This window comes from Terasakiella sp. SH-1, from assembly GCF_004564135.1.
Classification (GTDB): domain Bacteria; phylum Pseudomonadota; class Alphaproteobacteria; order Rhodospirillales; family Terasakiellaceae; genus Terasakiella.
Genome location: NZ_CP038255.1, coordinates 2,312,587 through 2,327,473, shown reverse-complemented (window position 1 = coordinate 2,327,473; position 14,887 = coordinate 2,312,587). Strand labels below are relative to the sequence as shown.

Genomic DNA, 14,887 nt, shown 5'->3' with positions numbered 1-14,887 from the left:
TATTTTGTTTAAAACTTTTACTCTTCTACAGGGAGGAATAAATGAAACTCTTGAAAGTCGCTGTCTGTGCAGCTGCTCTGTCTATGGCAACATCTGCCGTTGCTTTGGCCAAGGATTACACACTGAAAATTCAGACACATCTGAGTGCTGAATCACCAAATGGTAAAAATGCGGCACAATTTGCCAAAGATGTTGAAAGCATGTCCAGCGGCCGTTTGAAACTGGAAATGTATTATTCCGGTTCTATCGTCAAAGGCACAGAAACGTTTGACGCAGTCGCCAATGGCATTTTGGACGGTGACATGACGACTGCGGGCTATCAAACGGGTAAAAACCCTGCCTTCCAATTCTTAGGCGATATTATGGGTGGTTACAATACCCCTTGGGAACAATTGTCCTGGCTGTATTACGGTGGTGGCATGGAAAAGGCCCAAAAGCTTTACAATAAATATGGTTTGCAACTGATCGGTTGGTGGGTCTCAGGCCAAGAAACCATGTCTTCTTCCGTACCACTGGCAAGTCCTGCTGATCTAAAAGACTGGAAGTTCCGTTCCCCACCGGGCATGGAAACGGAAATTTTTGCCGAGCTGGGTGCCAAGCCGATTGTGATGGGTTTTGGTGAAGTTTTCACCGCCCTTGAAACAAAAGTAATCGAAGGAGCCGATGCTGCCAACCTGGCGGTAAACAAGTCTCTGGGGCTTTATGATGTTGTGAAACACGCCACATATCCGGGTTTTCACTCCATGCCATCTGATCATCTGGCGATCAATAAAGACGTTTATGATGCGTTGCCAAATGATCTGAAATCCATCCTCAATGTTGCCATGCAAAAGCTCGCTTTCCAGCATGCAATGGGGACACAGGTTGCGGTAAGTGAAACGGCCAGCACAATCGGTTCTGAAGGTGTGACCCTTCATAACTGGTCAGCTGAAGACCGTGCGACGTTCCGCGCAGCTGCCCAGAAGAAGTGGCAGGAATGGGGTGATAAGAGCCCGGAGGCCCGCGAGCTGGTTGATAGTCATGTTGCTTTCATGAAGCGTATTGGCCTGATCAAATAACCAACACGACTGAGCTTAGGAGGGAGATGATGATCTCCCTCTTTTTTTAGAGAAGATCACAGGGAGGATCTCATGCCACAGTTGGAAACGTCAACACTGATCTGGATTGGGGGGCTGTCTTTGGCCGCGATCCTTTGGATGATCTTTGTTTCTCCACGTCTGGTGCCGATGCTGGCAAAAGGTATTCATCACAGTAGTGATGATGAAGAACCAGAACTTTCTATTATTGATAAAATCACGCTTTACATGAGTTCTATCCTCATGTTCAAAGTCGCCTTCATTGTTGCGATTATGTTTCTTGAAGTCATTTTGCGTTATGTCTTCAATTCACCGACAATCTGGGTGGAAGAACTCTCACGTTGGTTGGGAGGGATGGTGTTCCTGCTGGGTGGATTATATGCCATGCAGCAACGCAGCCACATCCGTGTGGTGATCCTTTACGATCTGGTTTCTCGCCCCGTGCAGCGCATCTTTGATGCGATTTCCCTGATTTGCATTTTGATCTTCTGTTATGCCGTGACCACGGGATATTGGAAAAATGCCATGACTAAATTGGAAACATGGGAACTCTATGGGTCTGCCTGGAACCCGCCTATTCCGGCAATTATGAAACCGCTTATTGTTCTGACCATGGCCTGGATGGCTGTGCAGGCAATCAATAACATTTTCATGGACTGGTCAAAAGACAAAGAAGTCCATGATATTGCAGATGATGTGTAAGGGAGGTGTATTATGGGTGTAGCTGAAATATCGCTCTTACTGTTTATCGGTATTATTATTTTACTGGCCTTGGGTGTCCCGCTTGCCCTTGCGTCCGGTTTTCTAGGAACAGCGATTGCCTATTGGAAATTTGGTGAACGTGGCTTCTATATTTTGGGCCAACGCATGTATGACCTGACTATCGAACATGCGTTGCTTGCTGTACCGTTGTTCATTTTTATGGCGATGTTGCTGGAGCGCAGTAATATCGCGCAGGATATGTATGACTCGCTTAATGTCTGGTTCAATAAGACACGCGGCGGTATTGCGGTGATTACAGCTGTCATGGCGATCATTATGGCCGCCATGTCCGGCATTATTGGTGGTGAAATTGTTCTGCTTGGTCTGATTGCCTTGCCGCAAATGCTGCGTTTGGGATATGACCAAAAATTGGCATGTGGCACCATCTGTGCCTCCGGTTCACTGGGGACTATGATCCCGCCATCCATCGTTTTGATTATGTATGGTGTGGTGACTGAAACCTCTATTCATGCCCTGTTTCAAGCTGCGATTATTCCCGGTCTGATGCTGGGCGGTGCTTATATCGTTTATATTTTGATCCGCACACGTTTGAACCCGGATCTGGCTCCCTTACCGGAAATTGACGAAGAGATTACCTTTAAGGACAAGCTTATCGCTCTCAAAGGGTTGTTGCCGCCGGTCATGTTGATCACCTGTATTCTGGGTTCCATCTATGGTGGGATTACAGGGATTACAGAAGCAGCTGCTATTGGTTGTGTGGGCACATTGCTCTTGATTAAATATCGTGGTGAATTTTCGATTTCCCTGTTTTTGGAAGCACTGCAGCGTACCATGCGTTCAACAGGGACAATCATTTGGGTGACATTAGGGGCAACCACACTGGCGGGTGCCTATTCCCTGATCGGTGGTCCGGCCTTTGTCGCCAATGCGATCCTTGGGTTTGACTTACCCCCGATGGGTATTATTCTGATGATGATGGTGGTGTTCCTTTTCCTTGGCGCTATTTTGGACTGGGTGGGTATTGTCCTGCTGACGATGCCGGTATTTTTGCCCATTATTGCCAAGTTTAATCCGGCTGATATGGGGCTTTTGGGTGGGCTTGACCCCAAACATGTCTCCGTCTGGTTTGGTATTTTGTTCTGTATCAATATGCAGGTGGCGTTTTTGAGCCCACCTTTTGGTGGTGCCGCTTTCTATTTGAAGTCTGTTGCACCGTCCCATATTTCACTGACGGATATCTTTAAAGGTTTTATGCCCTTTATCTGTATTCAGTTGATGGTGCTGGCAATTATGTTGCTCTTTCCAGAAATAACTTCAATCCTGTTGAATTGAGGGCTCTTTTCGCTTTAAAAAAAAGAAGGCCGAAGCAATTGCTTCGGCCTTTAGTTTTCCTAGTCTTAGAGCGATAAGTGCTAGGGCATAGAAACTTAGAAAGGTGCGAGGATATCGAGAACTTGCATACCCCAACGCGGTTGTTGCAGTTCAGAGACATTGCCGCGACCACCATATGTTACGCGCATTTCAGCGATTTTCGTATGGTCGATGGTATTGGCGGATGTGATATCTTCACGACGGATAATACCTGTGATGTTCAATTCACGTAGTTCGTAGTTTACCAGTGTTTCCTGACGGCCATTGATCACCAGATTACCATTGGGCAGGATTTGGGTGATAACAGCAGCCACAGTCATGGTGATACTTTCATCACGGGCAATTTTGCCTTCACCTTTGGTCGTGTGATCCGTATCCAGGCTGACGGTAGAAGCATTGCTTACGTTGGAAGAGACAACTTTTGCCAGACCGGCTTCAAAGCCAAACAGGTTGGTCAGGTTTGCGTCTTCTGTGTCGTCACGTGTGCGTTCAGTTTTATTGTTAATGCTGGCTTTATCAGAAATGGCGATACTGACTGTCAGGATGTCACCGACTTCATTGGCTCGGTTATCTTTGAAGAAAGCGCGGGCACCGCTGCGCCACAGGGAATTTGGGTTAATATGGGCCTGTTTCGGCGCGGGCATAGGCATGCTGACGGGCTGATAATCCGGGCGTTTGGTCGGGTTGACGATTTCGGTTGTTTTCGGGCCATCCCCAACATGGGACAGGCGGGTAAACAGGCCACAGGCCGACAGGGAAGACATCAAGACAACGATGGCTGTGACCCTTAAGATATTTTTGATCTGAAACATTTTCGTTTCTCCTAACATTTGCTCTAAGACACACTCAAACTTGCGTTTTGTTTAATTTCCGATTGATGCAAGCTGAGCAGATTGGTCGATGCTTGGTAAGACTGTGACCATGGAACTTCCAATGACGATGGCGTCAATTGTGCGTTTTGTTTTGGTATTATTGATGCGGATGGTTTCACCATCAGCCCCGTTTTCCATGGCGCGCCCCTGTGAAGTCAGGGTCATGCCCGGTTTTTTCAGGATGATCGTCACCAGGCTCCCTTTGGGGACCAGAACCGGGCGCTGGATATCCATGGTACGAATGGGTTGTTCCGGGCGCAAGGCGCGTTTCGGTGTCATGCCAATCACATCTTCAACATCGGTGATAACATCACGTTGAGTGCGATCAGCGCGCATTTTCACCCAGGTGATGTCATTGTCGGCAATAACTTCCCCCTTGTGTAGACGACGTGTCAGTGTTGGGACTTCGATCATTTGATGAACCTGACCGGTGACACGCACACGCTGGTTGGCATTCATATTTTTTTCACCCACAGTGACCATAGCGGCAAATCGGTTGGTGCGACGGTTATAGACAACATCTTCCACCGCCACTTCGGCCATGATTTCAGCAGGGACATGGATACGCAGGTTCTTGTTGCTCAGTTCAATATGCGGGTTGCTGGGCAAGTCATATTGGGTCAGGGAAGCCAGCAGGGCATCCAGAATTTCATCTTTTTGAATGACAACGCTGTCACGTGTGACCGTTGCACGCAGATCAGCAGCCAGTGGACGCCATTGCAGGCCGTAGGCACGGGCCACACGATACAGCCAACGCGCATCGAAAGAGGCACGACGACCAGGCTTTGGGGCATAGGCTACAGCTGTTTCCGCCTTGTCGACAGGGGCATTGGAAAAGAGATCACCAAGCCGAATGTAGGCACCAGAGACCACAATATTTTCGCGAAGGGCAACTGGGCCGCCATCGCCTGTTGCCAATTTGTCGTTTTGGGCCGGGGAGGCAGAAGTTGCCGATGCGATCATCAGGGCGGCAAATAAGCTTGCAATAAAGATAAAGCGTTTCATGACTTATGTCCTCCTTAGCGCATTTGCGACAGGGTGCCCATCATCTCATCCGAGGTGGAGATGACTTTGGAGTTCATCTCGTAGGCACGTTGCGCAGAAATCAGGTTGGTGACTTCGGAAACCGCATTGACGTTGGATGTTTCCAGGAAGCCTTGAAGGATGGAACCGTAGCCAGTAGAGCCCGGTACAGCGGTTGAGGGTTGGCCGGATGCCGGTGTTTGCAGGTAATAGTTTGACCCTTGTGCGCTCAGGCCCGCCGGGTTGGCAAAGGTCGCAAGGTTCAATTGACCCACATTTTGCAATTCGATCTGGCCGTCAATTTTTGCCAAAACTTCACCGGAAGAGTTGACGGTAACATCAACGGCGTTGGCTGGAATGGTCAGGCCCGGTTGAACGAGATAGCCATCGTGGGTCACAAGTTCGCCATCACCATTGAGCTGGAATGTCCCGTCACGGGTATAGCCTGTCTGGCCGTCGGGCAGGGTGATCTGGAAGAAGCCATTGCCCTGGATGGCAAGGTCAAATGTATTGTCTGTGGCTGTCAGGTTGCCTTGTTCGTGAATACGATAAACAGCTGCCAGTTTCACACCCAGACCTAACTGGACACCGGATGGAACAACAGAACCATCATCGGCAGAGGTGGAACCTACACGGCGCAGGTTTTGATACAGAAGGTCATGAAACTCTGTGCGGCGACGCTGGAAGGCCGTGGTGTTCATGTTTGCCAGGTTGTTTGAGATGACTTCAACATTTTGTTGTTGAGCCATCATCCCAGTAGCACCGATACTTAAAGATCTCATTGTCTATACTCCTAAACTTTTTCGCTCTTGTTAGCCGTTTTATCGGCGCTTACTTATCTGTCAGTGACCAAAGAGAGGGCTTTCTTCATGCGCTCGTCTTCTTTGGTTACCAGTGATTTTGCCCGTTCATAAGAACGGTGAACATCAATCATGCGGGTCATTTCAATGATTGGCTGGACGTTGGAAAGTTCCAGCTTGCCCTGCATGACATGTGGCATTTCAATTTGTGCACCCGCTTCTTTGGAACTGAACAGGGTGTTGGATGTTTTATCCATGAATTGCGGGTTTTCGAATTCTACGATCCCAATCTGGCCCAGCTCTCCGGCATCTGTGAAAATCTGACCTGTGCGGCTGACTTCGATGCGGGAATTTGTTGGGTCTGTCTCAATTTTCTCACCGTCAGCGGTCAGAACCGGATGGCCGTCAGAAGTAACAACCACACCTTCGTTGTTGAGCTGGAAGTGACCGTTACGGGTGTAGCGGTTGCCTTCCGGGGTTTCGACAACAAAGTAGCCTTCGCCGTGAATGGCAAGATCCAGTGGATTACCAGTATCTTCAAAGCTGCCTTCTGACAGGTCGCGGTATTGGGCAATATCACGTACAAACATGAGCTTATCACCCATGATGGCGTCACCGCCTTTACTGCGCATCAGGTAGTCATCAAACATCATGGACTCACGTTTGTAGGCGTGAGTGTTCATGTTGGCGATGTTGTTCGCCACGGAAGCCATTTCACGCTTTAGCGTCGACTGGCGCGACAGGGCGATGAGTAATGAGTTTTCCATTTGGCTATGCCTCTTAAACTTTAGTTCGCTCAATGATGCGACTTTTTCGCCGCGTTGTTGCGACTGTATATGCAGAGACCATGCCAGTTTTAAAATATAAGTAAAATCAATAAGTTGGTTATGTTGGTGGTGTGTGTGGATTCAAAAGTTACCGGGAGGTTTACTTGCCGGGCGGCAAGAAATTCCCTTTTGGGGACTTACAGGGGAAAAATAGTTTTATCGAAATAAAAAAAGCGGAGACTTTCGCCTCCGCTTTTAGGTTCTGACCCTAAGTTTTCTTATTTCATATGTTTAAGTTCGCTATATTCCCCTTTCACCCGGAGGGTGATCTTGATCGGTTGCTTGTCTCTATTGCGCCAAAACCAGCCATGATAACCATCAAATTTGGCAATAAGGCCACCGACATCACCTGTAACACCACGCCCTTTTTGATAGCTGGTTGATTTACCTGACCCATCACCGTGTAGGTCATAGTTGGCACGACCGCCTTCAACGCTCCAATCATAATGGGCAACGGCCCCTTTTTTCATTTTCAGCTTATATTCGGTTCCTTGCCCGGGGACGAGTTCAAAGCTGATTTCATCTGTCCATGAGCTTGTAGGTGTTTCGGCATTTGCTGATTTGATTGCAAAGAGGGAAGCAAAAGCATTCCAGGGTGATTTGTCAGTGATGTTAGAACCATGGTCTTGGGCGGCTTCTTCTGCCAGTTGTGCTTTGATCTCGCCCATTTCAGTTAAACCCAATAGGCGCCCAACACCCGTTGGGTCGATGGCATATTCAGAAGGCAGGACAATGGTGACAAGGATCACAACAGCTGAAACAAAAGAGATCACTGTTGATTTGATTAACTGCTTCGTGCTTGGAAGTTCCACGTGAGACGGAATATTTTCGTTATACATAGTGAACCCTTTGTTTTAGGAGACGAAGTAGCCAGTAAGCTGATATCCAATCAGCACAAAACCAGCGGTCATCATAATTACATTTGTTGTGTAGGCATGTTTGAAAAAGCTGCTGCTTCTGCGCCACCATCCCATCGCAATGAGAATGGCGCTTAAGGCCAAAATTTGTCCAATTTCAACCCCAATATTGAAAGCCAGCAAATTGGGAATAAGTCCATCTTGGGCAATTTCATAGTCTATGATTTTGGAAGCCAAGCCAAAACCATGGAAGAAACCAAAGATGAGCGTGGCGATCTTTGTGTTGGGTTGAACGCCGAACCAGCGTTGGTACGCCCCAAGATTGTCCAGTGCTTTATAGACGATGGAAAATCCGATGATGGCATCAATTAGATAGCTGTTAATACCAAAGTCAAACAAGACACCAATGATCATGGTTGTTGAATGGCCAACGGCGAATAGGCTGACGTAAATCGCGATGTGTTTTATGCGATAGAGAAAGAAGATTACCCCAAAGAGAAACAGGATATGATCATATCCTGTGACCATGTGTTTTGCCCCTAAATAGGCAAAAGGTATCAGTTGTACACCAAAGATTTCTTGGATATACCCCTTGTCGCCTTCGGCAACGGCATGCGCAAAAGCGATATTGGCAAACGAAAATACAGCAGCGATTGCCAGTAAGATCGTCAAACCCGATTGTAAAAGTTTTCGGTGACTTTCACACTTCATATATTGAAGCATTTATATTTCCTTATTTGGTTTTTATTTCAGATATTCTCTGTCGTTTAAGACAGAGCAACCAAAAAGGGGCCTCTTGGAGGGCGGTCTAAGCCATGCACATTGTAGCTAACGGCAAGGTCATTGCTGCTTTGTAGGGGCGAAATAATCTGCTTAGCTAGAGAAAACGATGGTTTGGTTAAAATGACAGGTAAGTCATGGGTGTGATCTATAGAGTTATGGCTGTGTACATGCTTGGATAGCGAAGAGGTCTCTTCACTTTCTTCATGATGTGAATGTGAGTGTGAATGTTTCTTATCATTCATCTCTGTTGTTTGCATGTTTGTCGAGAGGGAATAATGGGTTTCGAACTTCACAAATGAATGGACGACATTTCCCAAAATAATTGAGAGTGCAATAGCAGCACATAGCAATATCTTATTTTTCAGGAACATTTATTCGCCATACTAAAATAGTCACCCGTTAGGTGATATATCAGAATAATTCTGATCAACAAGCCCTAATCAACGATTAGCTTATGCTTTATGCGGTTTGAATACTATGGAACTTTTGTTGAAGTCAGCTTACTTTCTAAATGAAAGGGGGCTGGCTTTTTTGAAATTAAATCTTTCGAAAGAAACCTGTTGTTAATCAGTTGCTAAGTATGGTGTAAATAAGGAGTGCCATATATATGAATGTGGCAACGGTAAAATTGTGTGACTTTATTGGTGAGTACTAGACATGGCTGATGATGACGATCTCGACGACATGGACGACGATGATCTGGATGATGAGGAAGGCGGCTCCGGCGGCGGTGGCAAGAAAAAGATTCTGCTGTTTGCTATTCCTTTGATTTTGATTATTGGCGGTGCGGCTGGTGCTTATTTTACCGGATTGCTTGACCCATTGATCGGGGCTGAAGAATCTGCTGAGGGTGAAGGCGGCGAGGGCGCAAGTGATGAAGACCTCGGTCCTGTGGCCTTTACGGACTTGCCGGAAATCCTGGTCAACCTCAATACAACAGGGCGCAAATCCAGCTTCCTGAAAATTCGTGTCAGCCTGGAAGTACCCAATGCGCTTGAGGTCGACAAGGTTGTGGCTGTGCAAGACCGTGTTGTGGATGCGTTTCAGGTATATTTGCGTGAATTGCGTGTTGAAGACTTAAAAGGGTCAGCCGGCATGTATCGTTTGCGCGAAGAGCTGTTGGCCCGTGTGAATGCCGCGGTGGCGCCGGTCAAAGTGAATGACGTGCTTTTTAAGGAAATGCTGGTACAATAATACCGGTCGGTATGTAAGACGATGATGGAACAGTGTGAAGGACTGGACGTATGACTGTCGCCGAAGATGATGGTGATGACCTGGCTGCGGAATGGGAAGCTGCGCTCGGCGATGACGAGGACGGTGGTGAAGACGACGATCTCGCGGCAGAATGGGAGTCCATGGTCGGTGACGACGGTGGCGGTGCTGGTGCCGACCTCTTAGGGGCCGTTGGTGGTCGTGAGTCGACGCGTGTTCTAAACCAGGATGAAATTGATAGTCTTCTCGGTTTCGATGAAGACCATGATGATGAAGCCGGACAAAGCGGTATTCAGGCGATCCTGAACTCAGCACTCGTTTCTTACGAACGTCTGCCGATGCTGGAGGTCGTTTTTGACCGTCTTGTGCGTATGATGTCGACTTCTATGCGTAACTTTACCTCCGATAACGTGGAAGTTTCGCTGGATAACATTGTATCTATCCGTTTTGGTGACTATCTTAACTCTATCCCGCTGCCAGCCATGCTGGGCGTGTTTAAGGCGGAAGAGTGGGATAACTATGGTTTGTTGACCATTGACAGTTCCATGATCTATTCCATCGTGGACGTTTTGCTGGGTGGTCGTCGCGGGACGGCGGCCATGCGGATTGAAGGTCGTCCTTATACGACCATTGAACGTAACCTCGTTGAACGAATGGTCCATGTGGTCTTGAATGATTTGTCTGCGGCCTTTGATCCGCTGTCGCCTGTGTCTTTCCGTTTTGATCGTTTGGAAACCAACCCGCGCTTTGCCACCATTTCACGCCCGAGTAACGCCGCGATTGTGGCTAAACTGCGGATTGACATGGAAGATCGGGGTGGCCGGGTTGAGATGCTCTTGCCCTATGCGACGCTGGAACCTGTTCGTGAACTTCTCTTGCAGATGTTCATGGGTGAGAAATTTGGTCGTGACAGTATTTGGGAAACCCACCTGGCGCGTGAGCTGTGGCAGACCGATGTGGATCTGGAAGCCGTTTTGGATGAACAATATATGGAATTGACCGATATTATTAACCTGAAGATCGGTTCGCAGATTATGTTTAATGCGACCCCGGATTCAGATATTGAGATTCGCTGTGGCGGTGTTTCCATGTATACTGGAAAGATGGGCCGCAAGGGCAACAACATTGCTGTGCGGATTGATGACGAAATAGCGAAGAAGAAAGGGTAAGGCAATGCCATTTGCATTAATCCTGGATATGCTCATTGCGGTGCTTTTGATCGCCACAATTGCCTATGCGGTCATGTTGAACCGTCGCCTGTCTGATTTGCGTAAAGATCAGTCGGAACTTGAAAAGCTCGCCAATCAGTTTGAAGATGCGACGTTGCGTGCAGAAGAAAGCATTCATAAACTGACCGGTTCGGCTGATCAGATGAAGCGCGATGTGCAAGATACGTTGCGTAAAGCCGAATCTCTGCGTGATGATCTGAACTTCCTGATTGATCGTGCGGGTAGCTCTGCTGATAAGCTGGAAGAAACAGTACGCAATAAAAGGCCGGAAAAGAGGCCCGAAGCTCCTGCTTATAGTGGGAAAAAGGTCAAAGATACCGTGACCCCTTCTGAGCCAAAGCCCGCTGCTGCGCAAGCCTCTACTGCACCTGTTGATGTGGTGCAAGATGATGAATTCAAGCCCAAATCAGATGCTGAGCGTGAATTGCTTAAAGCATTGGAATCTGTCCGCTAAGGATCAGGAGACATAAATCATGATGTCCATGTTGAATAAAATCCGTGTTCTTCCTGTCACGATCTTCGTGGCCTTCTTTTTATTGACCATCAAGGTGAATGCTATTTGGGAAGGGATGGACGAATGGATCAATGGTGTTTCTGTCTCTACGGCTGAGGCTGTGCAAAAAGGGGCGCAAAGCCGCCCTAAAACGGCTGATGAAATCATGAAAGATCGCCATAAGGCCCCGAAACAGGTTCTGGAAATGGCCCAGGCCGATACCGAAGAGCTGACGGAAGAGGAAAAAGCGGCACTGGCTGAAGAGGATGCCGCAGAAGAGGCAGAAGACGATTCTGCGATTGATGATCCGACATTTTATACTCAGGCAGAAGTTGATTTGCTGCAAAAACTGGCTGAACGTCGTGAAGAGCTGGAGGCGCAGGCCAAAGAATTGGATGTTCGTGAAAACTTGCTGAAAGCCGCTGAGGCAAGAATCGACAAAAAAGTCCAATCCTTGAAGGCGTTACAAAGAACGATTGAGGACCAGATGGTCAAATATGATGACCAGCAGGAAGAGAAACTGGTTAATTTGATCAAGATTTATGAAAATATGAAGCCGAAAGATGCCGGGCGAATCTTTGAAGAACTTGAGATGGATGTGCTTTTGGAAGTTGCTGAAAAGATGAATAAACGTCGTTTGGCTCCGATTTTGGCAAAAATGGACCCGAAAAAAGCACGTGACGTGACAGAAGAATTGTTCAGATTGCGCAGTTTGCCCAAACCAGGCGAGTAAGCGGGTGGGCAATTACACCAAAAATATGACAAAATGAAAAAAAATGAGCTAATGCGTTGGTTTACCTTTTAAAAAGGTTGCGTCCTGCGCTAAGCTCAAGTAGTAAATCTAAAGCAGTCTTTTTTACGGGGTAATCGTGGGGAAGACTTGAGAGAAATTTAAAAGATTTTTATCTGGGAGTGGAGTGCTAGATGGCTGTCGATCCTAATATGCCCATCCTGATTGTGGATGACTATAAAACAATGTTGCGTATCATCCGCAACCTTCTTCGTCAGTTGGGTTTCACCAATATTGACGAAGCAACTGATGGAAGCCAAGCGTTGCAAAAACTTCGTCAGGCCAACTTTGATCTGATCATTTCTGATTGGAATATGGAGCCAATGACTGGTTTGCAATTGCTGCGCGAGGTACGTAGCGACGCGAAACTGAAGCACATCCCGTTCATCATGGTTACTGCGGAAAGTAAGTCCGAGAACGTTATTGCTGCGAAAGAGGCAGGTGTATCCAACTACATCGTGAAGCCGTTCAATGCAGAAACGCTCAAAGGTAAGATGGTGAGCGTGATTGGTGACTTCTAAAGTCCCGCTTTCGTAAGATTCGATTCGAGTTCATGGGTCTTTCATGTCAGTAAAATCCCAAGTCGATGCCGACTTAGCAAAACGTTTAGAAGAACTTCGCGATACTTATGGTGATACCGTTAAGGTAGAAGAAGTGGTCGAAGTGGTTGATAGTCTCCTTTCTACAATGAAGGGGGATGTGACGTCTGCTGATATGGAACTGTATAATGAACTCGAATCCCTTGCGGATTATATTCATAGTGCAAAGGCGGAAATTGCCCAGTTACGTCCGGATGATGTGAAGGAAAAATACCTGTCATCAGCCAGTGATGAATTGGACGCGATTGTCGGTGCAACAGCGGATGCGACCAACAATATTATGGACGCAACCGAGATGGTCGAAGACGTGATGAATGACGTTGAGCAAGAAATCAGCGACAAACTCATGGATGCAACGACCAAAATTTATGAAGCCTGTTCCTTTCAGGATATTACAGGCCAGCGCATTACAAAAGTTGTGACGGCGCTGCAACATATCGAAGAAAAGATCGACGCGCTGGTTGAAGCGTTTGGATCTGAGATCGAGAAATTTAAAGCAGAAAATCCAGAAGCTGAGGAAGAGCCTCAGGAATTGACGGATGAAGACCTGCTTGAAGGGCCGCAACTTGAAGGCCAAGGCAAAAGCCAGGAAGATATTGACGCGCTTCTTGCCAGTTTCGATTAACTGTTTTCTATAGAAGGCTATGACCCGGTTACAGGTAAACTTTCAGGGGGGTGACAGACCCAAAAGTGATGCCTCACGGACGATTACGCTTTTTCTTTCCCTTTATCTTCTTGTTCTCGCCTTTTTTATTTTGCTGGTGAGCATCTCTTCTATGGAAGAGGTAAAATCCAAAGCCTTGATGGAAAGTCTGTCTTCGACCTTTTCCTCTGTACTGCCTCCCCGTATGGACCTGACCGCTTTCAATGCTACAACAGGCGACTTTTTGGCTGCTGATGAATTTCAGCGTCAGGTCACGGGGTTGTTTTCAACCGTTGTCGGGGTTGTCAAGGTTGATGCGATCCAGCCCGGTCGCCTGATGCGTGTTGAACTGGATGGTGACAGTTTGTTTGAACTGGATCAGGATGTTATCCGGGAAGGGCAATATGGCTTTATGGATCGACTGGTGGCTGCCTTAAGCGCCAATCCGCCGGGGTTGCGTTTTGAAATGGAATTTGTTGTGCCAGCTGGCTGGTCATCCAAACGGACCTTGCCTACAGACCAGAGCCTTGCCATTCGCCGTGCCGGGACCTTTGCACGGGATTTATTGCAACGCGGGGCACCACCGGGGTCTGTGTCGATTGGCATGAAAGGCAGCAAGGCAAAGACAATTGAAATTTGGTTCCATATTCGGGCCAAGGAAGAAAACCGGATCAAATTTGAAAATTCCCCTTTGATCAATACTGACCCGTTGTTAGAAGACGAGGAAACAAAGGACATGCCAGCCCCGGTCACGTTACCAGTAGGTGGAAAACGTGAGGGCGCAGTGAGCCTTGATCTTCCCATTGCCCCTGAAGCGCGAGAAGGGGAAGGTCATGAATAAGGTAAGGCGTCAGATCGGCTTGGCGTCGTTTGTTGTCAAAACGCAGGATGAGCCCAAAAAAGGCGCCTGGATGGTGACTTTTACGGATTTGGTTTCCCTGCTGCTGACCTTTTTTGTTATGTTGTTTTCTATGGCGACTGTGCAGATTGATAAATGGGAAGCCATCACAGATTCTTTATCCACAACGCTTAATCCGCAAAAAACAGAAACAGTGGCAACTGCCACAGCGGATTACAATATCTCCACGGTTTTTCGAAAACGTGCGATCAATCTGGAATATTTACAGGCGGTTCTGGCGGAAAAGGTGGAAAACGATAAAATTCTTGGGCGTTCCATGATCCAGTTGCTGGATGATCGTCTGGTGATTTCCCTGCCCGGTGATTTGCTTTTTACGCAAGGCAGTAAAAACTTAAGCACGCGTGCGCAAGAAACTATGTTAAAAATTGGCGATGTTTTACGACATGTTAGTAATCAGATTGTTATAACTGGACATACGGACCCGCAACCTGCACAAGGGCAGGACTATGCATCCAACTGGGAATTATCGCTTTTTCGGGCTATTGCTGTAGGAAATGCGCTAAGAAACTCTGGCTTCACACAAGATTTCTTGGCATATGGATATGGGGATAGCGGTTATGAGCAGTTACCTGCTATACCGGAAGAACAAAAAGCAGCATTGGCCCGCCGTGTGGATATTATGGTTTTGCAAACGGGCGTGTTGAAATAAATGAGGGGTAAGGCTGACCAT

At 47.4% G+C, this 14,887-nt stretch carries 18 protein-coding genes; 11 read left to right on the top strand and 7 right to left on the bottom strand.

The window, feature by feature from the left end; translation table 11 throughout:
- Positions 1 to 41 precede the first annotated feature (41 nt).
- From E4K71_RS10745 to E4K71_RS10735, 3 genes are all read left to right on the top strand, one after another.
- Positions 42 to 1,058 (top strand): TRAP transporter substrate-binding protein, encoded by a 1,017-nt coding sequence (locus E4K71_RS10745; protein WP_135079418.1) that lies wholly within the window; start codon positions 42 to 44, stop codon positions 1,056 to 1,058.
- A gap of 72 nt (positions 1,059 to 1,130) precedes the next feature.
- Positions 1,131 to 1,778 carry a TRAP transporter small permease gene (locus E4K71_RS10740; RefSeq protein WP_135079416.1) on the top strand — a complete coding sequence of 216 codons (648 nt, stop codon included), beginning with the start codon at positions 1,131 to 1,133 and terminating at the stop codon, positions 1,776 to 1,778.
- A 12-nt stretch (positions 1,779 to 1,790) separates the two neighbouring features.
- Positions 1,791 to 3,131, top strand: coding sequence for a TRAP transporter large permease subunit (locus E4K71_RS10735; protein ID WP_135079414.1), 1,341 nt, complete (start codon positions 1,791 to 1,793; stop codon positions 3,129 to 3,131).
- A gap of 95 nt (positions 3,132 to 3,226) precedes the next feature.
- Here the strand turns inward: E4K71_RS10735 and flgH are convergent, their stop codons facing one another.
- From flgH to E4K71_RS10700, 7 genes are all read right to left on the bottom strand, one after another.
- Positions 3,227 to 3,982 carry a flagellar basal body L-ring protein FlgH gene (gene flgH, locus E4K71_RS10730; protein WP_206201898.1) on the bottom strand — a complete coding sequence of 252 codons (756 nt, stop codon included), beginning with the start codon at positions 3,980 to 3,982 and terminating at the stop codon, positions 3,227 to 3,229.
- Positions 3,983 to 4,033: 51 nt separating this feature from the next.
- The gene (gene flgA, locus E4K71_RS10725) at positions 4,034 to 5,047 is read right to left on the bottom strand and encodes a flagellar basal body P-ring formation chaperone FlgA (protein ID WP_135079410.1); all 1,014 of its coding nucleotides are present in this window, start codon (positions 5,045 to 5,047) and stop codon (positions 4,034 to 4,036) included.
- Positions 5,048 to 5,061: 14 nt separating this feature from the next.
- Positions 5,062 to 5,847: a flagellar basal-body rod protein FlgG gene (gene flgG, locus E4K71_RS10720; RefSeq protein ID WP_135079408.1), complete on the bottom strand. Its 786-nt coding sequence runs from the start codon at positions 5,845 to 5,847 to the stop codon at positions 5,062 to 5,064.
- A 53-nt stretch (positions 5,848 to 5,900) separates the two neighbouring features.
- Positions 5,901 to 6,632, bottom strand: coding sequence for a flagellar basal-body rod protein FlgF (gene flgF, locus E4K71_RS10715; RefSeq protein ID WP_135079406.1), 732 nt, complete (start codon positions 6,630 to 6,632; stop codon positions 5,901 to 5,903).
- Between the two features lie 278 nt (positions 6,633 to 6,910).
- Positions 6,911 to 7,531, bottom strand: a complete 621-nt coding sequence (locus E4K71_RS10710; protein ID WP_135079404.1) for a transmembrane anchor protein — start codon at positions 7,529 to 7,531, stop codon at positions 6,911 to 6,913.
- Positions 7,532 to 7,546: 15 nt separating this feature from the next.
- On the bottom strand, positions 7,547 to 8,272 hold the full coding sequence (locus E4K71_RS10705) for a HupE/UreJ family protein (RefSeq protein ID WP_135079402.1): 726 nt from the start codon (positions 8,270 to 8,272) through the stop codon (positions 7,547 to 7,549).
- Positions 8,273 to 8,316: 44 nt separating this feature from the next.
- Entirely contained in the window at positions 8,317 to 8,703 is a 387-nt protein-coding gene (locus E4K71_RS10700; protein WP_135079400.1) for a hypothetical protein, read from the bottom strand.
- 286 nt (positions 8,704 to 8,989) lie between these two features.
- Here E4K71_RS10700 and E4K71_RS10695 point away from each other — a divergent pair, with 286 nt between their 5' ends.
- The 8 genes from E4K71_RS10695 to E4K71_RS10660 all read left to right on the top strand — a co-directional run bounded on the left by E4K71_RS10695 (position 8,990) and on the right by E4K71_RS10660 (position 14,866).
- Entirely contained in the window at positions 8,990 to 9,526 is a 537-nt protein-coding gene (locus E4K71_RS10695) for a flagellar basal body-associated FliL family protein (RefSeq protein WP_135079398.1), read from the top strand.
- A gap of 50 nt (positions 9,527 to 9,576) precedes the next feature.
- Positions 9,577 to 10,713, top strand: a complete 1,137-nt coding sequence (gene fliM, locus E4K71_RS10690) for a flagellar motor switch protein FliM (protein WP_135079396.1) — start codon at positions 9,577 to 9,579, stop codon at positions 10,711 to 10,713.
- 4 nt (positions 10,714 to 10,717) lie between these two features.
- Positions 10,718 to 11,227 (top strand): DUF6468 domain-containing protein, encoded by a 510-nt coding sequence (locus tag E4K71_RS10685; protein WP_135079394.1) that lies wholly within the window; start codon positions 10,718 to 10,720, stop codon positions 11,225 to 11,227.
- 19 nt (positions 11,228 to 11,246) lie between these two features.
- On the top strand, positions 11,247 to 11,999 hold the full coding sequence (locus E4K71_RS10680; RefSeq protein ID WP_135079392.1) for a hypothetical protein: 753 nt from the start codon (positions 11,247 to 11,249) through the stop codon (positions 11,997 to 11,999).
- Positions 12,000 to 12,190: 191 nt separating this feature from the next.
- Positions 12,191 to 12,577, top strand: a complete 387-nt coding sequence (locus E4K71_RS10675) for a chemotaxis response regulator CheY (RefSeq protein WP_069189891.1) — start codon at positions 12,191 to 12,193, stop codon at positions 12,575 to 12,577.
- A 43-nt stretch (positions 12,578 to 12,620) separates the two neighbouring features.
- Complete coding sequence (locus tag E4K71_RS10670) at positions 12,621 to 13,280, top strand: protein phosphatase CheZ (RefSeq protein WP_135079390.1); 660 nt, start codon at positions 12,621 to 12,623, stop codon at positions 13,278 to 13,280.
- 19 nt (positions 13,281 to 13,299) lie between these two features.
- The gene (locus tag E4K71_RS10665; protein ID WP_135079388.1) at positions 13,300 to 14,139 is read left to right on the top strand and encodes a flagellar motor protein MotB; all 840 of its coding nucleotides are present in this window, start codon (positions 13,300 to 13,302) and stop codon (positions 14,137 to 14,139) included.
- Positions 14,132 to 14,866 (top strand): flagellar motor protein MotB, encoded by a 735-nt coding sequence (locus E4K71_RS10660; protein ID WP_135079386.1) that lies wholly within the window; start codon positions 14,132 to 14,134, stop codon positions 14,864 to 14,866. The genes E4K71_RS10665 and E4K71_RS10660 overlap by 8 nt, the downstream gene beginning before the upstream one ends.
- Positions 14,867 to 14,887 lie beyond the last annotated feature (21 nt).

Bases quoted from the DNA above. Each gene is read 5' to 3' on its own strand.
- E4K71_RS10745 (WP_135079418.1), top strand. From the start codon at position 42: ATGAAACTCTTGAAAGTCGCTGTCTGTGCAGCTGCTCTGTCTATGGCA.
- E4K71_RS10740 (WP_135079416.1), top strand. From the start codon at position 1,131: ATGCCACAGTTGGAAACGTCAACACTGATCTGGATTGGGGGGCTGTCT.
- E4K71_RS10735 (WP_135079414.1), top strand. From the start codon at position 1,791: ATGGGTGTAGCTGAAATATCGCTCTTACTGTTTATCGGTATTATTATT.
- flgH (WP_206201898.1), bottom strand. From the start codon at position 3,982: ATGTTTCAGATCAAAAATATCTTAAGGGTCACAGCCATCGTTGTCTTG.
- flgA (WP_135079410.1), bottom strand. From the start codon at position 5,047: ATGAAACGCTTTATCTTTATTGCAAGCTTATTTGCCGCCCTGATGATC.
- flgG (WP_135079408.1), bottom strand. From the start codon at position 5,847: ATGAGATCTTTAAGTATCGGTGCTACTGGGATGATGGCTCAACAACAA.
- flgF (WP_135079406.1), bottom strand. From the start codon at position 6,632: ATGGAAAACTCATTACTCATCGCCCTGTCGCGCCAGTCGACGCTAAAG.
- E4K71_RS10710 (WP_135079404.1), bottom strand. From the start codon at position 7,531: ATGTATAACGAAAATATTCCGTCTCACGTGGAACTTCCAAGCACGAAG.
- E4K71_RS10705 (WP_135079402.1), bottom strand. From the start codon at position 8,272: ATGCTTCAATATATGAAGTGTGAAAGTCACCGAAAACTTTTACAATCG.
- E4K71_RS10700 (WP_135079400.1), bottom strand. From the start codon at position 8,703: ATGTTCCTGAAAAATAAGATATTGCTATGTGCTGCTATTGCACTCTCA.
- E4K71_RS10695 (WP_135079398.1), top strand. From the start codon at position 8,990: ATGGCTGATGATGACGATCTCGACGACATGGACGACGATGATCTGGAT.
- fliM (WP_135079396.1), top strand. From the start codon at position 9,577: ATGACTGTCGCCGAAGATGATGGTGATGACCTGGCTGCGGAATGGGAA.
- E4K71_RS10685 (WP_135079394.1), top strand. From the start codon at position 10,718: ATGCCATTTGCATTAATCCTGGATATGCTCATTGCGGTGCTTTTGATC.
- E4K71_RS10680 (WP_135079392.1), top strand. From the start codon at position 11,247: ATGATGTCCATGTTGAATAAAATCCGTGTTCTTCCTGTCACGATCTTC.
- E4K71_RS10675 (WP_069189891.1), top strand. From the start codon at position 12,191: ATGGCTGTCGATCCTAATATGCCCATCCTGATTGTGGATGACTATAAA.
- E4K71_RS10670 (WP_135079390.1), top strand. From the start codon at position 12,621: ATGTCAGTAAAATCCCAAGTCGATGCCGACTTAGCAAAACGTTTAGAA.
- E4K71_RS10665 (WP_135079388.1), top strand. From the start codon at position 13,300: ATGACCCGGTTACAGGTAAACTTTCAGGGGGGTGACAGACCCAAAAGT.
- E4K71_RS10660 (WP_135079386.1), top strand. From the start codon at position 14,132: ATGAATAAGGTAAGGCGTCAGATCGGCTTGGCGTCGTTTGTTGTCAAA.